This window comes from Marinomonas profundimaris, assembly GCF_000508165.1.
GTDB classification, from domain to species: Bacteria; Pseudomonadota; Gammaproteobacteria; order Pseudomonadales; family Marinomonadaceae; genus Marinomonas; species Marinomonas profundimaris.
Window position 1 is genome coordinate 292,867 of sequence record NZ_AYOZ01000023.1, and the last position, 17,940, is coordinate 310,806.

General features: G+C 47.0%; 13 protein-coding genes. 2 read left to right on the forward strand and 11 right to left on the reverse strand.

All coding sequences use genetic code 11. From position 1 onward, the window contains the following. Positions 1-169 precede the first annotated feature (169 nt). The gene (locus tag D104_RS37035; protein WP_024024449.1) at positions 170-2,515 is read left to right on the forward strand and encodes a bifunctional diguanylate cyclase/phosphodiesterase; all 2,346 of its coding nucleotides are present in this window, start codon (positions 170-172) and stop codon (positions 2,513-2,515) included. Positions 2,516-2,559: 44 nt separating this feature from the next. Here D104_RS37035 and D104_RS30500 read toward each other — a convergent pair whose 3' ends face one another. From D104_RS30500 to D104_RS30525, 6 genes are all read right to left on the reverse strand, one after another. Then, positions 2,560-2,970, reverse strand: a complete 411-nt coding sequence (locus tag D104_RS30500; protein WP_024024450.1) for a GFA family protein — start codon at positions 2,968-2,970, stop codon at positions 2,560-2,562. 175 nt (positions 2,971-3,145) lie between these two features. Then, positions 3,146-3,919, reverse strand: a complete 774-nt coding sequence (locus tag D104_RS30505) for a 3-hydroxybutyrate dehydrogenase (protein WP_024024451.1) — start codon at positions 3,917-3,919, stop codon at positions 3,146-3,148. Between the two features lie 30 nt (positions 3,920-3,949). Continuing rightward, positions 3,950-5,311, reverse strand: a complete 1,362-nt coding sequence (locus D104_RS30510) for a TRAP transporter large permease (RefSeq protein ID WP_024024452.1) — start codon at positions 5,309-5,311, stop codon at positions 3,950-3,952. Between the two features lie 15 nt (positions 5,312-5,326). Next, a complete protein-coding gene (locus D104_RS30515) occupies positions 5,327-5,929 on the reverse strand; it encodes a TRAP transporter small permease subunit (protein WP_024024453.1) in 603 nt (200 codons plus the stop codon). A gap of 90 nt (positions 5,930-6,019) precedes the next feature. Next, positions 6,020-7,078: a TRAP transporter substrate-binding protein gene (locus D104_RS30520; RefSeq protein ID WP_024024454.1), complete on the reverse strand. Its 1,059-nt coding sequence runs from the start codon at positions 7,076-7,078 to the stop codon at positions 6,020-6,022. 280 nt (positions 7,079-7,358) lie between these two features. Then, positions 7,359-8,774 carry a sigma-54 interaction domain-containing protein gene (locus D104_RS30525; RefSeq protein ID WP_024024455.1) on the reverse strand — a complete coding sequence of 472 codons (1,416 nt, stop codon included), beginning with the start codon at positions 8,772-8,774 and terminating at the stop codon, positions 7,359-7,361. 387 nt (positions 8,775-9,161) lie between these two features. Here D104_RS30525 and D104_RS30535 point away from each other — a divergent pair, with 387 nt between their 5' ends. Beyond that, on the forward strand, positions 9,162-10,451 hold the full coding sequence (locus tag D104_RS30535; protein ID WP_024024457.1) for a dicarboxylate/amino acid:cation symporter: 1,290 nt from the start codon (positions 9,162-9,164) through the stop codon (positions 10,449-10,451). A gap of 114 nt (positions 10,452-10,565) precedes the next feature. Here D104_RS30535 and adhP read toward each other — a convergent pair whose 3' ends face one another. From adhP to D104_RS30560, 5 genes are all read right to left on the reverse strand, one after another. Next, complete coding sequence (adhP, locus tag D104_RS30540) at positions 10,566-11,576, reverse strand: alcohol dehydrogenase AdhP (protein ID WP_024024458.1); 1,011 nt, start codon at positions 11,574-11,576, stop codon at positions 10,566-10,568. Between the two features lie 179 nt (positions 11,577-11,755). Beyond that, positions 11,756-13,753: an oleate hydratase gene (locus tag D104_RS30545; protein ID WP_024024459.1), complete on the reverse strand. Its 1,998-nt coding sequence runs from the start codon at positions 13,751-13,753 to the stop codon at positions 11,756-11,758. Positions 13,754-13,927: 174 nt separating this feature from the next. Then, positions 13,928-14,515, reverse strand: coding sequence for a cytochrome b (locus tag D104_RS30550; protein WP_024024460.1), 588 nt, complete (start codon positions 14,513-14,515; stop codon positions 13,928-13,930). A gap of 214 nt (positions 14,516-14,729) precedes the next feature. After that, the gene (locus D104_RS30555) at positions 14,730-15,725 is read right to left on the reverse strand and encodes an ABC transporter substrate-binding protein (protein WP_024024461.1); all 996 of its coding nucleotides are present in this window, start codon (positions 15,723-15,725) and stop codon (positions 14,730-14,732) included. 131 nt (positions 15,726-15,856) lie between these two features. Further along, positions 15,857-17,758, reverse strand: a complete 1,902-nt coding sequence (locus tag D104_RS30560) for a B12-binding domain-containing radical SAM protein (protein WP_235075930.1) — start codon at positions 17,756-17,758, stop codon at positions 15,857-15,859. Positions 17,759-17,940: the final 182 nt, after the last annotated feature.

The window sequence follows — 17,940 nt, forward strand, 5'->3', positions numbered from 1 at the left end:
AAGGATTGGTTTTTTTACAGGTGGCGGCTTGCGAATAATGACAAAACTGATGCCATTTATTAAACCTATGCTAGTTTTAATACATACCGTAAAAACATCTAAGCCAATTTAAAGCAATAAAAGTCTGTATGTGGCGAACGCTTAGGAAGAGCAAGGAATAACGCCTACAATGCTAACCACACTAAAAAGCCGGCTGTACTTTTTTTCTTTTATGATCATGGCGCCGTTTTATTTTCTGGTTTACCTGAGCTTTGATTATAGTCGAGGAATTGTAGAGCAAGAGCTCTTAAGGTCCGCGCAACTTGTGTCTAATCAAGCGGCGGAAAATCAGCACTATTTGGTGGAATATACCAAAGAATTTTTATCGTCCCTTTCCTCTATCAACCATATTCAACAACCCAATTCAGAAGCGTGTCGTCGTTTTGTTAGTGAGATAACGCCTCTTTTTCACCATTATGTGAACGTTGGTGTGCCCAATGAAAAAGGCATTTTAACGTGCAACGGAACGGCCCTCAGTCAACCTGTTAATGTGAGCGATAGACCCTATATTGCGGAAGCACTCAGCCAACATCGCTTTTCAAACAGTGGTGTTCAAAAAGACCGTGCGACGGACCGTTTGACCATTAATTTTGCGTACCCGGTGTTTGACGGCACAGATTCAAATAATGTGGTGGGCGCTGCGGTAGCGGTGATTTCTCTGGATTGGTGGGGGGTGCTGCTCAGCAACAGTAATTTACCAGACAACAGTGTGTCGTTTGTGTTGGATGGACAGGGCGTCGCGGTTGCGAGTTACCCTAAAAATACGACGTACAAGCGCCCAGACCATTTTGATGTGATTTGGTCAGATTCCGATGGGGCGAATCGTGTTTTTAGTCAATATGACGTGTTGGATGCGGATGGACGTATACAGCTTACTTTCTTGACTGGCGTGGCGGTGGATGAAGCGCTCTCAAAAGTCGATGACCATTATACTTTTATTGCGCTGTCTTTTTCGGTAATAGTGACCGTGATCTTTGTATTGCTGAGGTTGTTCTTTTTCCGAGCTATTTCGAAGCCATTGAGCATGCTCTCTGACCTTGCGCTGCGATTAGGGAAAAACGAGCAAATTCTGGCCGCTAAGCCGACTGGCGTTAGGGAAATGGACGATTTACAAGATTGTTTTATCGACATGGCCGAGCGTAAATCTCAAGCCGAAGAAAAAATTAGACGACAAGCTCAAACGGACAGCTTAACGGAAATACCCAATCGCGATGCGTTTAACAGGGCGTTGTCTGATGCGCTGATGTTGGCCAGCGATAATAACCAAAAACTCAGTATCTATTTGATTGATTTAGATAATTTTAAAGAAATTAATGACACACGCGGTCATCAAAGAGGCGACAATGTACTCAAGCTGATGGCGAAACGTCTTGTTAATGGTGTCCCTCAAGCGCGCTTTATTGCCCGAGTCGGTGGCGATGAATTTATGCTGTTATTGGGTGATACGCACTCTTCCTCTCATCATATTGCGTTACTGAGTGACGACCTCATACGTTTAATAAAACAGCCTTTTTTCTTGTCCTTTGGTGAGGTAATAATGTCTGCGAGCGTTGGTGTTGCATTGTTTCCAGAAGATGGCAAGAACAGCAGAGAATTGTTGGGCGCGGTTGATCAAGCCATGTATCACGCAAAAAAATCTGGCCGACACACGGTGCGTCGATTCAATAAAGAATTGAAAGACGCGCTGTTAAATAAATTGGCACTGATTAAAGATCTACGTCACGCTATTTGTAACGACGAATTCCATTTGGTGTACCAACCGATCTTAAATAAGCAAGGCATTGTGACCAAATTCGAGGCACTCATTCGTTGGCGCCACCCCTTAAAAGGCTCTATTCCACCTGATCAATTCATCCCATTTGCCGAGGAATCGGGCGACATTGTCGAGATTGGCGCGTGGGTGATTCAAGAAGCCAAACGCGCCTTACAGCAAGTGCGCGCTGTTTATGGTGACGACATTCAAATTAGCGTCAATGTGTCGCCAGTGCAATTATCCAATCACCATGGAAAAACGAGAGAGTTACTCAGCGGATTATTGGCGCCGAGTGATGACGAGACGCGAAAGAATGGTTTGGTGGTGGAAATCACCGAACACACACTAATGAGTCTCGATGACGAGACTCGGAAAACTCTGCTTGGCTTTCGTGAAAAAGGCATTGAGGTCGCGCTGGATGATTTTGGTACGGGCTATTCGTCCCTCGCTTACATCATGAATTATGACATTGATTATTTGAAAATTGATAAAAGCTTTGTGCAGAAACTGGACGATGAAGTGTCTTCGGTTTCACTGTGTGAGGCGATTATTTCCATGGCGCATAAGTTAGACATGGCCGTCATTGCGGAAGGTGTGGAAACAGAAGCGCAGTTGAATTTATTACTTGAATACGGCTGTGATTATCTACAAGGGTTTTATTTTTCCAAGCCGATCACGCTTGAACAAGTCTTGGTGTATCAACAGGATAAAGATCGGTTATGAAGATCGGCAGACGCGCATTTCGATGCGCTTCTGCCAAATCATGGTTACGAGCTAGGCATGCCTTCAAATGCAGGCACGCTGGCTAGATCCTCATCCCAGTTGCTTTTGCTGTTGATGAATATATGCGCTTGTGGCGCGATGTCGACGTTTGTATCCAAACAACCGGCTGGCACAACAACCAAGCCTCGAGATTTGGCATCGATCGGAACATTGGAACCACATACCGAGCAAAACATACGAGCAAAATGGGTGTCTTCATGACGATAGAAACTGAGTTTATCTTCCCCTTTCAGCCAGGTTAATTGCGCGCCCGGAGCGAATAGATTTGCGCAATGGGCCGAGCCAGATGATTTACGGCAACGGCTGCAATGGCACAAGAAGAATTTTTTAAACTCGCCTTCCAGCTCAAATTTAACCGTACCGCATAGGCAAGAACCCGTGTGGATATGAATCATAGTGTTACGCTCCTGAAGCGGCTTTTATTATTAGAAGGAAAAAGTCCCGTTAAACCATTTTCATGTTGATACGTTTCATGTTGATTACGCGCAATAAAAATGGCCGTTAATGTCATACATTAAGGCCATTTGATGAAGATTTCTAGCGTTAGTAACCAGAGGTTGCGTTTGGCTTTTATTGCGCGGTATAACCCCCATCAATCACGATAGCTTGCCCCGTTACGCCTTTTGCCGATGGACTGGTGAGAAACAAACAATAGTCCGAAATTTCATCGACAGAGAGTAAGCGGCGCTGTGGTACCAGAGGCCAAATGACCTCTTCCAACACACGATCAAGCGACACATTGCGCGTTTTTGCCAAATCCTCCAGCTGATTTCTCACCAAGGGCGTGTCCACATAACCGGGACACAACGCATTGATGGTCACACCAAAAGGCGCGGCTTCCAGCGCTGCCACTTTTGTTAGGCCAATCACGCCATGCTTGGCGGAGTTGTAGCCGGCTTTGCCTGCAAAGCCGATTAAGCCATTAATCGACGCCATGTTAATGATTCGCCCATCGCCTTTTTCTTTCATCAAAGGCAGGATTTTTTTGATCGCCAAAAAGGGCGCGATCAACATAATGTCGATTAATCGACGGTAAGTATCGGAAGGGAACTCTTCTATCGGCGCGATATGTTGAACCCCCGCGTTATTGATCAGAATGTCGATGTGGCCAAATTGCACAATGGCAGCATCCATCGCGTCCATAAATTGTGGTTCGTTGGTCACATCGCAGGCGAAAAAGGCGCACTGCTGGTGGAATGCCGCCAACTGTGTTTTTGCCTCTTCTATCGCTGTTTGGCTGAAATCCAAAATGGCGACGTTCATGTCCGCTTTCAGAAACGCCTGAGCAATTTCCAAACCGATTCCACTCGCTGCACCCGTAATTAATACTGTTTTATTGTTCATTTTTATTCTCCAAACAGGAAAGCAAACGGGTTAACCGTAAATCACTTCGGGCAACCACAACACGAGATCTGGGAATAAAAACACCAGAAGCACGGCCAGTAATTGCAGAAGTACGAAAGGAATAACGCCTTTATAGATGTGTAATGTGGTCACTCCAGGCGGTGCAACGCCTTTTAAATAGAAGAGCGAAAAGCCAACGGGCGGTGTTAAAAAAGAGGTTTGTAGTGCCAAAGCAAAAAGCACTACAAACCACACCAAATTGAACTCTAACGCGACCACGACAGGCCCGACGAGCGGGAGTAAAATCAAGCTGATTTCTAGCCAGTCTAAGAAGAAACCAGCCACAAAGGCGATGAGCAAAATAACCACCACGATGCCCGCAGGCGACAAGGGAATGCCTTGCAACAAATCACTGATGAATTCATCGCCACCCAGCGTTCGTAACACCACGGCGAAGGCTGTCGCGCCTAAGAAAATGCCAAAAACAAACGACGTCGTAATGGTGGTTTTTCGGCACACTTCAGCCAACATTTTCATATTGAAGCGTTTGTTTAAAATGGCCAGAATGGTGGCACCAAATGCCCCAACACCGGCGGCTTCCGTTGGCGAAACAATCCCCATGAAGATAGAACCCAATACAGACAAAATAAGCGCAAGCGGAGGGAAAACGGCTTTTAATGTTGACCAGATTAACCCCATCGTAACAGGCGGTAAATTCAGCGGTGGTTGGCAAACTTTAGGATTAAAAATGGCCGACAGAATGACATACACAATGTACAAACCGCCCAGTAACAAACCGGGAATCAGCGCGCCCATGAATAAGCTACCCACAGACAGCGACAGCTGATCCGCCATAATAATCAGCATGATGCTTGGCGGAATCAAAATGCCCAAGGTGCCGGATGACGCCACAATACCGCTGGCAAACGAAGGCGAATATTTTTGCTCTAACATAACCGGCATAGACAACATTGCCAGTAGCACAACCGACGCGCCCACGATGCCTGTTGACGCCGCAAATAAGATGCCGATCAAGATAACAGCCACGCCGAGTCCGCCTCGGAATCGACCAAACAAATTAACAAAGTTCACCATCAGGCGCTCAGCCACGCCGGAGCGTTCTAGCATCAGTCCCATAAAAATAAACATGGGTAAGGCGACGAGCACCCAGTTGCTCATTTGAGCGTATATTCGTTGGATGATGGTGCCGTAAATGCGCCAATCGTTCATATAGTAGGTGTCCCAATCCAAAAGTTGGGAGGACAACACGCCAACAACGCTGAAGATAATCGCCAAACCAGCAAGCACCCACGCGACAGGAAACCCTGAAAAAATCAATAAGATGAAACTGCCAAGCATGGCAATGACTAATAATTCATATGTTTCGAACATAAACTTCCCTTGAAACTAGCCTTTCGTGTGGCTTTGATGAATAGAAACGCCACGTAGAAAAGCGACACAGCGAAGCCAACGAGATGTGGCCGCCATGACCAACAACGCCAGTGCGATTAAAATGAATGACTTGAGAATCCAGCGGAAAGGCAAACCATCAAATGACGGCGAGACTTCGTTCATTCGATAAGATCGCTCAACAAAAGGAAGGGCATAGTTAAACATCACAAAACAAAAAGGTAACAGTAGGAGCGAGATACCAAAGATTTCGATCCACACGCGTTTTTTCATCGACCAATGTTCCGCCAGCGCATCAACACGAACGTGACCGTCGTGGATAAAGCAGTAAGACAGCCCCAACATGAAGCCAACCGCATACAGGTGCCACTGCAATTCTTCCAACGCCACAAAGGTGGTATTGAAAAAATAACGCATCAAGGCATTGCTCACGATTAAGAGCATCAGCACCAACCAAATCCAAGAAACGTATTGCCCCATTTTTTCGATGACATTTTCAAGCCATTGGGAGACTGGCGTGTGAGGCAGCTGGTTGATATTGGAATGCGATAATTTCGCCTCGATTTCAGCTAAATTTAATTCAGTTGATGGATCGGACATGTATTTCTCCTTTGATTCCGGACGGTGTGCATCCAGTGAAAAACGTCGGCATCGTGTGATGCCGACTCACTTAACAGAGCTCAAATAGAGTTATTTTGTGTTCCAATCGCGAGGCAAATAGCCGAATTTCTTCCACGTGCTGTGTTCTTTCTGGAAGGCTTTCATAGAGGAATAAATTTTGGCGAATTCCGCATTGTCAGCAGAATGACGCGCCATCACTTCATCCGTAGCGTCTTGGAAGGCGCTGAGGATTTCTGGTGAATACTGGTGAAGCTCGACGCCTTTTTCTTTGAACTTAGTCAATATGCCGCCTTGTAGCGCTTCTGACTTGGCCAATGACATTGTATTGGCGGCCACACAGGTGTTTTCGATCAAAGATTGCGTTTGTTTATTGAGCTTATTCCAGTCTTTTAGGTTGATGTAAAGGAACTGGTTCGTGGAAGGCTGGTGCCAGCCCGGAAGGTAATAGTGCTTGGCGACTTGATAAAAACCAAGTTGCTCATCCACGGTTGGAATGGAAAACTCCGTGCCATCCAATACGCCGGTTTCGAGCGCTTGATAAAGCTCGCCACCTGGAAAAACGTTAATCGACATGCCAAATTCAGACATGATTTCACCGCCAAGACCCGCCGCGCGGAATTTAAGGCCGTTTAGATCATCAACAGATTTGATCTCTTTACGGAACCAGCCCGCGGCTTCTGGGCTGATGGTGCCACACAGAATAGGATAAACATCGTAAGGCTTGAACAGCTCTTTCAGCATTTTATCGCCGTCATGGAAATACATCCACGCCGTGAATTCATTGGACTCAAGTCCGAATGGTGTGGCGCCAAATAAGGCCGCCGCAGGAATTTGTCCCCACTCATAACCCATCCAAGAATAACCCGCCGAGACATTACCAGAGCTGACGTTGTCGAAAATACTCAACGCGGGCACCAGTGAACCGGGTTCAAAGACTTGCAGCTTTACTTTCTTGCCACTGGCATCACTGAGCATTTTAGACACTTCAGGCATGGTGTCACCAAGTGCCGTTAAAGAGGACGAGAAGGCCATAGGGACTTGCCAACGGACTTTGTCGAAGTCGGCATAAGACGGCATTGCGAAGCTTAACGTGGTTAAGCAAGTAGCTGTTATCAAAGCATTTTTCATGTTTTCAATCCTATTATTTTTATTGTGTGTTCTTTTCAAACCGTGGAAAGCGGTAATGTGTTCCGTGCACGCCATAGAATGCTATGGTGCTGCAGAATGCTAAATCAAGAAAAGTGCCATCTTAATAAAGTGTTTATTTTTCATATGGTTAGAGTATGTTTGTGTTTTTTGATGCTCATAAATATCGTGATACTCCGAAAAATCGGACGCTTTTGGTCTAATTAAAGTGCTTTCTGCTCAAGATTCGTCCGGAAAAATAGACATCGTCCGATTAATCGGATCATATGCCGTGTTTATCGAGCTTTTCGTAAAAAGTGGATTTGCTGATGCCCAATTTTTTGGCGGCTTTGGTGCGGTTATCGTCACATTCAATTAGGGCGGCGTTAATGATGTTTTTCTCTGCTTGGTTCAGCTGGTCTTTTAAGCTGCCTGTGGATTGAATGATTCCTTGTGACGCCTGATTCTCGGGTGTGTTGTGCTCGGTTTGGGACAGTTGCGCGGGCAATAATGACAGTGGGATTTTCCGATCATGGCTGGTGTAAAACGCCGCTTCCATGACATTTTCGAGCTCGCGAATATTACCTGGCCAGTTATACGCTAACATGGCGGTCAACGCTTGAACGGTGAGCTTCGGTGCTCGTCGGCCGGTTCTTCTCGACAGTTTTTGCAGGAAAAAATCGGCCAGTTTCGCAATGTCTTCGCGACGCTCTCGCAGCGGAGGCAAGTCAATCGCCACCACGTTAATACGATAATAAAGGTCTTCTCGGAAGACGCCGCTTTCTATCAGGCTTTCTAATGGACGATGCGTGGCGGTAATCAGCCGAATGTTTAACGGCGTGGATTGCGTGCCACCAACGGATTCGACTTCTCTATCTTGCAACACACGCAGCAGTTTGGCTTGCATTAGCAGTGGTAAATCGCCGATCTCGTCGAGAAACAAGGTGCCGCCATTGGCGAGTTGAAATTTACCTGGCTTGCCGCCTTTTTTGGCCCCCGTAAACGCGCCTTCTTCGTAACCGAACAATTCACTTTCTAATAAATTTTCGGGAATGGCCGCGCAGTTCACTTTAATGAAGGGAAACTCAGCACGATCGGACAGCTGGTGGATGGCATGTGCATACAATTCTTTGCCGGTGCCCGATTCGCCGCGAATTAACACGGTCACGTCGCCGGATGCCACTTGCGTGACTTTGGCGCTTAAGGATTTGATGGCCTGACTGTCACCAATGATGTCATTGAGGTGAAAACTCGCGCCTGTGTTGACCTTGCTTGAGGCTCGGCTTTTTTGATATTGAAAATCTTGTTCGGCGAGCAGGGCTTTAATGTGGCTGTTGATTTGTTTCCATTCATGCGTGTCATGAAAAATCACCGTGCCTACGGCACCAATGACATCGCCTTGATCAATGATAGGAAAACGGCTGGCAATCATGTTACTGCCAAGAATTTTTTGAAAAGACAATCGCTCAGCTTGGCCCGTTTGCACGGTAATGTGCATTCTGGTGTTTTCAATCACGTCGGTGACTTTTTTGCCTTTTACATCTTCCGCTTTTACGCCAAGAAAACGCGCGTAAGGTCGGTTGATAAAAAAGATTTTGGCTTGATGGTCGACAATCACGACCCATTCTTCCATCGCGTTTAAAATGGCTTTGTAGGTGTTGGCTGCCTGCGAGAGTTTTTCCAGTTTTTTCAATGACATTTCGACTCCGCTTATCGTCCTGTAGTGGATCAATTTGCTTTTTTGTTATTGGTTTTTTCGTCTAGGTACGCATTCTAATCTAAATAAAGTGTTTTACATCAACAAAGCAACGATGCAAGTGCGCTTGGTTCAACCCGTTCATTTTTACCCATTCACTTCTGTGGAATACGAAGGCCTATGCTACGCTTTTATAGACATCATTTTTTCGCTTTTAGGGAAAGCGATTGCCTGTAATGCTTGTGACATCAGTGTTTTGATTTCAGCATGCGGTAAAAAAGAGGTTCTTATCGCGCTGGATGGCCTGTATGATGCTGCACTTTATTTTTTGGGTCGGCGCCAAGCTGGCATTAAAAATCAATATGACGAACGAAAATTAGAGAGAGTGTTATGAATGTAACCGTTAAAGTACTGCTAGGGATGGCTCTCGGTATCTGCGTTGGATTATTCATTAATTTAACGGGATTAAATGCGCCTGGATCATGGGCGAACAGTTATTTGACCAACGGCTTGTTTCATATTGTTGGTTCCATGTTTGTTAACGCACTGAAAATGCTGGTTGTGCCGTTAGTATTCTTCTCGCTGGTATGCGGCGTATGCGGCATTGGTGATATCAAATTACTTGGCCGCATTGGTACGAAAGCCTTTGGCTTGTATCTAATGACAACGGCCATTGCGATCGCTACGGCTCTGCTTATTGCGTCTGGCCTTGGCATTGGCGAAGGTATGAACGCTGTCGCGAATACGAATTTTTCTGGTAAAGAAGCGCCACCGCTTTCTTCTGTCATTATTAATCTGATTCCTTCGAATCCGATTAGTGCGATGGCCAAAGGCGAAATGCTGCCGGTTATTTTCTTCTCAATTATTTTCGGTATTAGCATCTTGATGGTTGGCAAAAAAGCCGACTCAGTCAGCAGCTTCATTGAAGCACTGAACGAAATCATGATGAAAATGGTCAACGTGATCATGGCCGTTGCGCCTTACGCCGTGTTTTGTTTGATCGCAAAAGCCATTGCGAACCTTGGTATGGACCTTTTGGCTCAGCTATTGGGTTATGTGTTGGTCTTGATCGGCGTGTTGATGTTCCATTTGTTTGTGACGCTACAGATTGTTCTGAAGTTGTTATCTGGTTTGAATCCTCTGACGTTCATCAAGAAAATGCGTAACACGCAAGTGTTTGCTTTCAGTACGTCTAGCTCAAATGCTACGATTCCTGTGACCTTGCGTGCCGTAACAGAAAGAATGGGCGTGAAAAACTCCGTTGCTTCTTTCACCGTACCGTTTGGCGCGACGATCAACATGGACGGCACAGCAATCATGCAAGGTGTGGCGACGGTCTTTATCGCGAACATCTACAATGTTGACCTTGGCATGATGGGTTACCTAACGGTTATCTTGATGTCTGTATTGGCGTCTATCGGTACCGCTGGTGTACCGGGCGTGGGTCTTATCATGTTGTCGATGGTGTTTGCACAAGTTGGCTTACCAATCGAAGGCATTGGCTTAATCCTTGGTGTTGACCGTTTGTTAGACATGATCCGTACGGCAGTAAACGTGTCTGGTGATGCGGTGGTGTCTATCGTTGTTGCGAAAAGCGAAGGTCAGTTGAACGAAGAAACATACAACGATCCGAAAGCGGGTGAACTGGGTGAGTTGCACTTAGAAAAACGCCAAGCCTAATGCGTCGTTAAAACTGAGTGAATAGAATAGAGAGAGCCCTTTATATTGTATAAAGGGCTCTTTTTTTGTGCCTAATCTAGCATTGAGCAACCCTGCTAGAGTCGACGGACAAGGTTAAAGCGACATCACAATACGACCGGTGATTTCACCTTTTTCCATGTCTTCAAAAATGTCATTAATGTCGTCTAACGATTTTTCAGAAATGATGGCTTTCACTTTGCCGCGTGCGGCGAATTCCAAACATTCTTCCAAGTCTTTACGCGTACCGACAATCGAGCCGACGACGCTAACGCCATTCAACACAGTATTGAAGATAGGCAATGGCATATCTTCTGGCGGTAAGCCAACCAACACGCATTTTCCGCCACGGCGAACCACATCGTAACTTTGTCTAAAGCCTGCTTTGCTCACGGCAGTACATACGGTCGCGTGAACGCCATTGGTTTTTGCAAGGATTTCCTCGACGACTTCGTCGGTTTTAAAGTCAAAGAAATACTCAGCACCAAGGGACATGGCAAGCTCTCGCTTCGCGGCGCCAGTGTCTACTGCAACCACACGAAAGCCCATGGCAACGGCGTATTGCACCGCTAAATGACCAAGCCCACCCACGCCAAACAGCGCGACCCAATCACCGGGTTTTGCACCAGAAACCTTCAGCGCTTTATAAGTGGTAACGCCAGCACAAAACAGCGGTGCGGCGTCGACATAGCTTAGTCCTTCCGGCACCTTGACCACATATTCGGCGTGGGCAGCGCAATATTCTGCGTAGCCACCATCGACCGAATACCCTGCATTTTGTTGCGATAAGCATAGATTTTCGTTGCCGGTTAAACAGTATTCACAATGCCCACAGGCGCTGTACAGCCAAGGAATACCAACACGGTCACCCAAGCTAAGATGTTTCACCGCACTGCCTACTTCAACGATTTCCCCCACGCCTTCGTGACCGGGAATAAAGGGCAGCGTTGGTTTAACAGGCCAATCACCATGACAAGCGTGTAAATCGGTATGACACACACCACAGGCGCGTATTCGGACAAGGATTTGATGTGGTTCTATCTTAGGTTTGGCGACGTCTTCGATTTTTAGAATGGCACCAAATTTACTGGCTACAGCTGCTTTCATAACAAACTCCATCTTGTGTTTATTTTTATTTAATCCAGTTCAAGAGCGCGAAAATCGGCTCTACTCCACTTTAGAAGTCACCAGAAAATAAACTTGCTCAGCAGTCCAGCGTTCTTGTACCACAGTACAATTTACATTGAGAACGCCGCTTTGCTCTGTGTTTACTGTCATTAGGCGCGTTATTCTCGCTTGGAAAAACTCTCTCTAAGCGCGCTTATCCAGTCTCCGAATTTATGCATAACGTCATTGCCTTTGCCGAGCAGCTCGTGCATTTCTTCTTCGAATCGAGATTGCTTGGTTTCCTCTGGTTCAGGAAGTGGCGGCAATATGTGCGCGAAGTAGGTTTTGTCGAGCAAACGGTGCAACAAGCGTTCGCCGAGAAATGGCTTGCCGCTGTTGAGCGCTCGGGCGCCTTTGATTAAGTTGCGAATATCGTATTGTGTTGGGCTAATATCCGGCACTTGTTTAGGAATGTTTAGCAGTTTATAAACACCGATTCGAGCGGTACGAATGGACGCTTCCATGGTGAAAATAATGTCGTTGCGGGTTTCCACGAACTGACCAATTAAGCCTAAGTTGGTGCAACCTTCTGGCACCGCATTTGGTCGATCGCCCGCGGCCCTTGTCATAAACTGCGCGGTGATATACGGCATGAGCGCAAGGCGAACTTTGGTGTTCGCAAGAATCTCATCCAACTGATCTTCAATGCCAAGGTGGTAACACAGCTCGGTGACAATCTCTTTGCCGGTACATTGCGCCATGGTTTTTTGAATGCGGTTGCCTGGTTTGTCCATCAACAAGCCGTAAACCCAAAGTACCAAGGTGTCGTCTGGTTGGTCAGGGAAATGCGGCTGACGGTTACAAGTCACACTCAATAACCAGTTAGAATCCGTAATGGTGACGATGCCGCCCGTGACAGAGCGACCAGAAGATGGGTCGTTCACGGACAAGGTTTTCAGTTTGTCGGTCAGCGGAGAGGGTTTGCAGGTCAGCGTGGCGGATTCCCAGATGGATTTATCCACATCGCCATAAAATTTTTCAGGTTTGCCAAACACCGGCGATTTTTTTGCCAGATTTTTCCACAAGGTCCAGCCGCTGTTTTCGTCAGGATCGTGCTTGTCACAGTTCAGTGTAGGCACGTCGTTCATGTCGCCATAAGCGGTGTTTTCGGTCATTGAACCGGTTAGAGCAAACACCAAATCACCCAGCCCGACAGGGATGTGCTTGGCGTCTTCTATGCCGTCTTTTGTCACCTTGGCGTGAATGCCGATGACGGTTTTTTTATCGCCAGAAAAATTGATATCAAGGTCGTGAACGCGAGTCCCGAACTGAAAGGTCACCCCTTTCTCGCGCAGTAAGTTTGCCAAGGGTTTGATGAAGGTATCGTATTGATTGTATTTAGGAAAAACCAAGGCAGACAAGTCACCAAAGCCATCAATGGAATCCAGAAAACGATGCAAATAGAGCTTGGTTTCCAGCAGACTGTGGCAATTTTTAAAAGCAAACATAGAGCGAAACAGAAACCAGAAATGGCTTTCTAAGAAGCCATTGCTGAAATACGCCTCAATGCTGATATCGTCCAAATCCTCTTTGCGTTTTAGCATCAGGCGGATCAATTCCCATTGCTGAGATTTGTTTAGGCCGAAATCGTTGGCGTCCAACAATTCGCCACATTTGTGCATTAAGCGAGCTTTGGAATAATTCGGATCGTTGTCGTTAATGAGTCGATATTCATCCAGCACAGAATACCCTTCTGGCAATTCCACCGCCGGAACATCTTGAAACAGGTCCCACAAAGTGTCGTAATTCCAGTTCATCTCACGGCCGCCGCGAATGATGTAACCTTCTTCCGGATTGCCAGAGCCATCCATGGAGCCGCCTTCTAAGTCCATTTCTTCCAAAATGGTGATGTTTTCGGCAGGCATGTGCGCGTCACGAATCAGATAAAACGCCGCCGCAAGACCGCCAATACCGCCGCCAATAATCCATGCTTTGCGATGCGTCACGCCGGGTGTTGGCAAGCTGGTATGGCGAGCGTAAGGCGCAATGAAATCATAAGGGGGAAGGGTGTTTTTGGCTTGATGATGCCAATAATCTCGCGTTGCATCGGGCTCGTGTTCAAACCCTTCTGGTGCCGTCGCTGAAATATCGAATTTAGAAATGGTTTTCTTATTCATCACAGTCTCCCTTCATTGATAACAGAATGCGCAATACATACTTTTATCTATAGTGGCATAGACGGTGTTGAATAAGACTGCGTTAGATCAAGGGTTACGACGTAATTTTCCATCTGTCGTTGCTTCTGTAAGCCTCGGCAAGCAAGGCTCAGTCTTATGGCATTTCTGCCACATTTACCCCGCCATACGCGCCAGTATTTTATCCTTAAACCAAAAGCGGTGGATCAGTGCCATGGCGATGTGACCAACGACTAACCCACACAGCAACCATGAAAGGTAGCCGTGTAAAAGCTCCGCAGGCGCTACTATCCAGCCAATATGACGTTCTGCTTCGGGAATAATGGTCATGCTGTACAAGCGTATTTCATGGCCTTCACCATATTGACGTAGAAGCGCAAAAGCCGGTAACCAAAGTAATAACACATAAAAAGTCCTGTGCATGAGGCGTGCTAGTACCCCGCCTAACCCTTGTGCTTGAGGTGGTCGCTGCTTTCGGTTTATCCAAGCCCAGCCGACGCGAATGGCAGTGACGATCAGAATCAGAAAACCTAAGGATCCGTGTGGTCCAATGCTTTCCAAAAATAAGGTCACGGCATTTTTGCCTGTGTTTTGCCAGAGAACCACAATAACGATTTGGAATATGACGAGGACGGCGGTAAACCAATGAAGCATACGGCTTATGCGGCCATAATGGCTGTGGCTGTCTCGCCATTTTGAGCTACTTTGTTTTGAAATGTCGGTGCTGTCCATTTGTAACGTCATTGGCTCTCGCGCTCCCTAATTTTTAGCTTGATTCTGACTTCTGTATTTCCGGCTAAAAGGTGTTGTATAAAAGAGTTTGATTATATCGATAATCGTTATCATTTGAATGATTTTATTGGCGTGTTGTTGAAAGGGCCTGGCTAAAGGATTTTGTTGAAGGAAGTATGACGTGAAAAACCAGAGCTCAATGAAGGATTAAGCTCTGGTTTCTGTATTAGAGTGCTTTTTGTATTTTCTCGGCAACGTCGTTCGAAACCCAGGCTTTCCACGTATCAGGATATGCTTCTAAAAAATGGTACATGGCTGTTTCGCCGTCGGCTTGATTGTCTTCCATCCACGCCAATAACGCACTCATCTGTTGATTGGTAAAACCGCGTTTTGCAAAGTAATTAAATGCTTGTGGTTCACGCTGAGCAAAGGATTCCGTCGTAATCGTATGCACGGGTGAAGGCGGATACATGGTGACTTTTGGCGATGCACAGTCTGGTTGCGTGGTGCAGCTACGGTATTCGTCTACGTCGGCACCGGTGCCAAAGTCGACTTTCACCATCTCATATTTACCCAGTACTGGCGTTGGTGACCAGTAATAACCAAACCACGCTTTATGCCGATCGTACGCTTTCGACAGCGTACCGGCTAACCCAGCGCCAGAACCAGGGTCGATCATTTCAAAACCCTGTTCGTCTAGCTTCAGCGCGTTAAAAAGATGCTGCGCTGTAATTTGGCAGGTCCATCCTGCAGGGCAGCCGTAAAAGGCGTGCTTAGTATCGCTTTCAGGGTTGATAAACAACTCGGCATGTTTGATCACGCCTTCAATGGTCGCCATTTCTGGGTATTGTTTAACCAAATACGCCGGCACCCAAAACCCTTCTTCGCCGCCATCCACCAAGGATTTTCCCGCATAACGAAGACGCTTGTCTGCCACACCTTTGTCCAAGGCGTCTTTGATGCTATTTGTCCAAAGCTCGGGCGCGACGTCCGGTTTGCCTTTTTCAATCATGGATATGCCCGTCGGCACGCTATCACCAGGGATCAACTCGGCATCGCACTGGTAGCCATTGTTCAGAATGAATTGATCGACATGGGCGATTAAGCTGGCGGAATTCCAGTTCATGTCAGCGATCGAGAATGAACCACAATCCGCTGCATTGCTGTTCGTCGAAAAAGCAGAAAGCAACATAACGGGAAGGAGCGAAGGCAGAATCTTCATTAGACTGGGTTCCTTATTGTTTTCAGAAACGGAATTATAAACATAAGAAATAACAGGAGAAAATGGACGTGTTTAAAAAGCACACCTTTTTTGCCATTAATACCCGAACAAATATCCTTGTCAGCCGCCGCTTAGCTGCTGACGATTAAATTGTGAATGGCGTTTGATATTAGGTCTTTTTTTACTAAGGTGCGCTTCACTGGGAGTTCAAACCAGAAGTCCATTGACTGATCATAGCCGATGCCGTGCATGTAATTGTAGAGTGCTTTACGCAGGCCTTCGCCGAGCATTTCGTGATTTGTGCCCGTTGGATCGGTGAAATCCACATCGTTCTCAGCGAATAAAATATCAGGCCGTTCGGCGAGCGTGATGCCAAACTCTTCAGGGTTAATGCCAATCGGGCTGTGCGCAGTGGCCGCAAAGCGATGCCAGAACGCGGATTGGAAACAGCCTTGTGCCATCATCTGACGAACCATTTCCAACGCGTCGATGGTTTCTTGTTCGGTTTGCGTCGGGAAGCCATACATCAAATACGCATGAACCAAAATATCGGCCTCGCTGAAGGCCTTGGTGACGCGCGCGACTTGCTCGACGCTCACGCCTTTTTTCATCAGTTTGAGCAATCGGTCGGACGCGACTTCAAGCCCGCCGCTGACCGCGACACAACCGGAATCGGCCAGTAACTGGCAACGTTCTGGCGTAAAGGTTTTTTCAAAGCGAATATTGCCCCACCAACTGATCACCACGCCGCGCTCGATCAAGCGTCTTGCTAGTGCAAACAAGGCTTTTGGTGGCGCGGCTTCGTCGACAAAATGGAAACCGGTTTGCCCGGTTTCTTCGATCAATTCTTCAATCCGATCGACCAAAATGTCCGCACCAGCGGCATCGTAACGGTCGATATAATCCAGCGTGACATCGCAAAAGCTGCATTTACGCCAGTAACAACCGTGAGCGATGGTCAGTTTGTTCCAGCGGCCATCGCTCCAAATGCGGTGCATCGGATTGAGCATTTCGCACAAAGACAAATATTCTGTTAATGGCAAGCCGTCGTAGATCGGTGTGCCCACATCGGTTTGAGGGATATCGTGCAGCTCGGCGTTTTCATTGTAATGAACGTATTGCTCGCCGTTGTCGTTTTCCGCGAGGAAGTAGGTGCGCACCAAATCGTCTATGTCACGCTTGCCGTCAAAGTATTCCAGCAAGGTCATAAAAGGGCGTTCGCCGTCGTCGAGACAGATAAAATCGATGAATTCAAACACGCGTGGGTCTTTCAGCGCGCGCAGTTCGGTGTTCACAAAACCGCCGCCCATGACGATCGGAATATCAGGATTAATCGCTTTGCAGGTTTGCGCAATGCGCAGTGCGCCCAACATATTGCCGGGGAAGGGAACGGTTAACGCCACCACGCTGGGTTGCGTTTCTTCCAGATACATTTCGACCAATTGCTCTAGAATCTCGGAGCTGAAACTGGGCTCGCCCATGACCGTTTCATAAAGGCTGTCGAAGCTTGGATTCGCCGCCGCAAGGCGCTCGCCGTAACGGCTGACTTCAAAATATGGGTCAACGCCTTGGGTAATCACCGCAGACAAATCATTGATGAACAGCGTCGCCAAATACTTGGCTTTATCCTGTAACCCCAAACTGCCAAAGGCGGTTTTAAGAATATCGCCCGACACCGCTTCCATTTGAGCAATCGCGTCAAAGGCGGGGCCTTCTGGTAAAAAACGACGGGACACAATGCGCAGGGCAAGGCTTGGGTCTTTGCCCTGTAAAAAACGGATGACCGGTTCCACAGCAAGGCGATAACGGTCAAATTCCGCCATAAAGGTGTAGATTACATCGGGCAGTTCATCGTCTTCAAACGACTCGAAATTGTCTTCCACATGCTGACGAATAATGTCCAGCGCGGGCGCTGTCATCATCTCAAGAAAAAGCTCAATGGCAGGGTCACGCTGCACCGCTTCATAGCCCCGAGAGCGTAAAAAACCCGTTAAATACGCCGTCGCTGGATACGGTGTATTTAACTGTGTCATTGGAGGGGTCATCAGAAGAACGGTCATAGCCTGCCTTTAAAGTAAAACCTAAACGGAATAAGGCGTGATTCTAGCATTTAAAAGGGGGCAGAACCCTTAAAACATGATGGGGTTATGGTGCCATTTTAATCAAGAATCGGTGTCAGATAGTCAGAACCAAGTTGCTGCATTTGCCGTTCGAC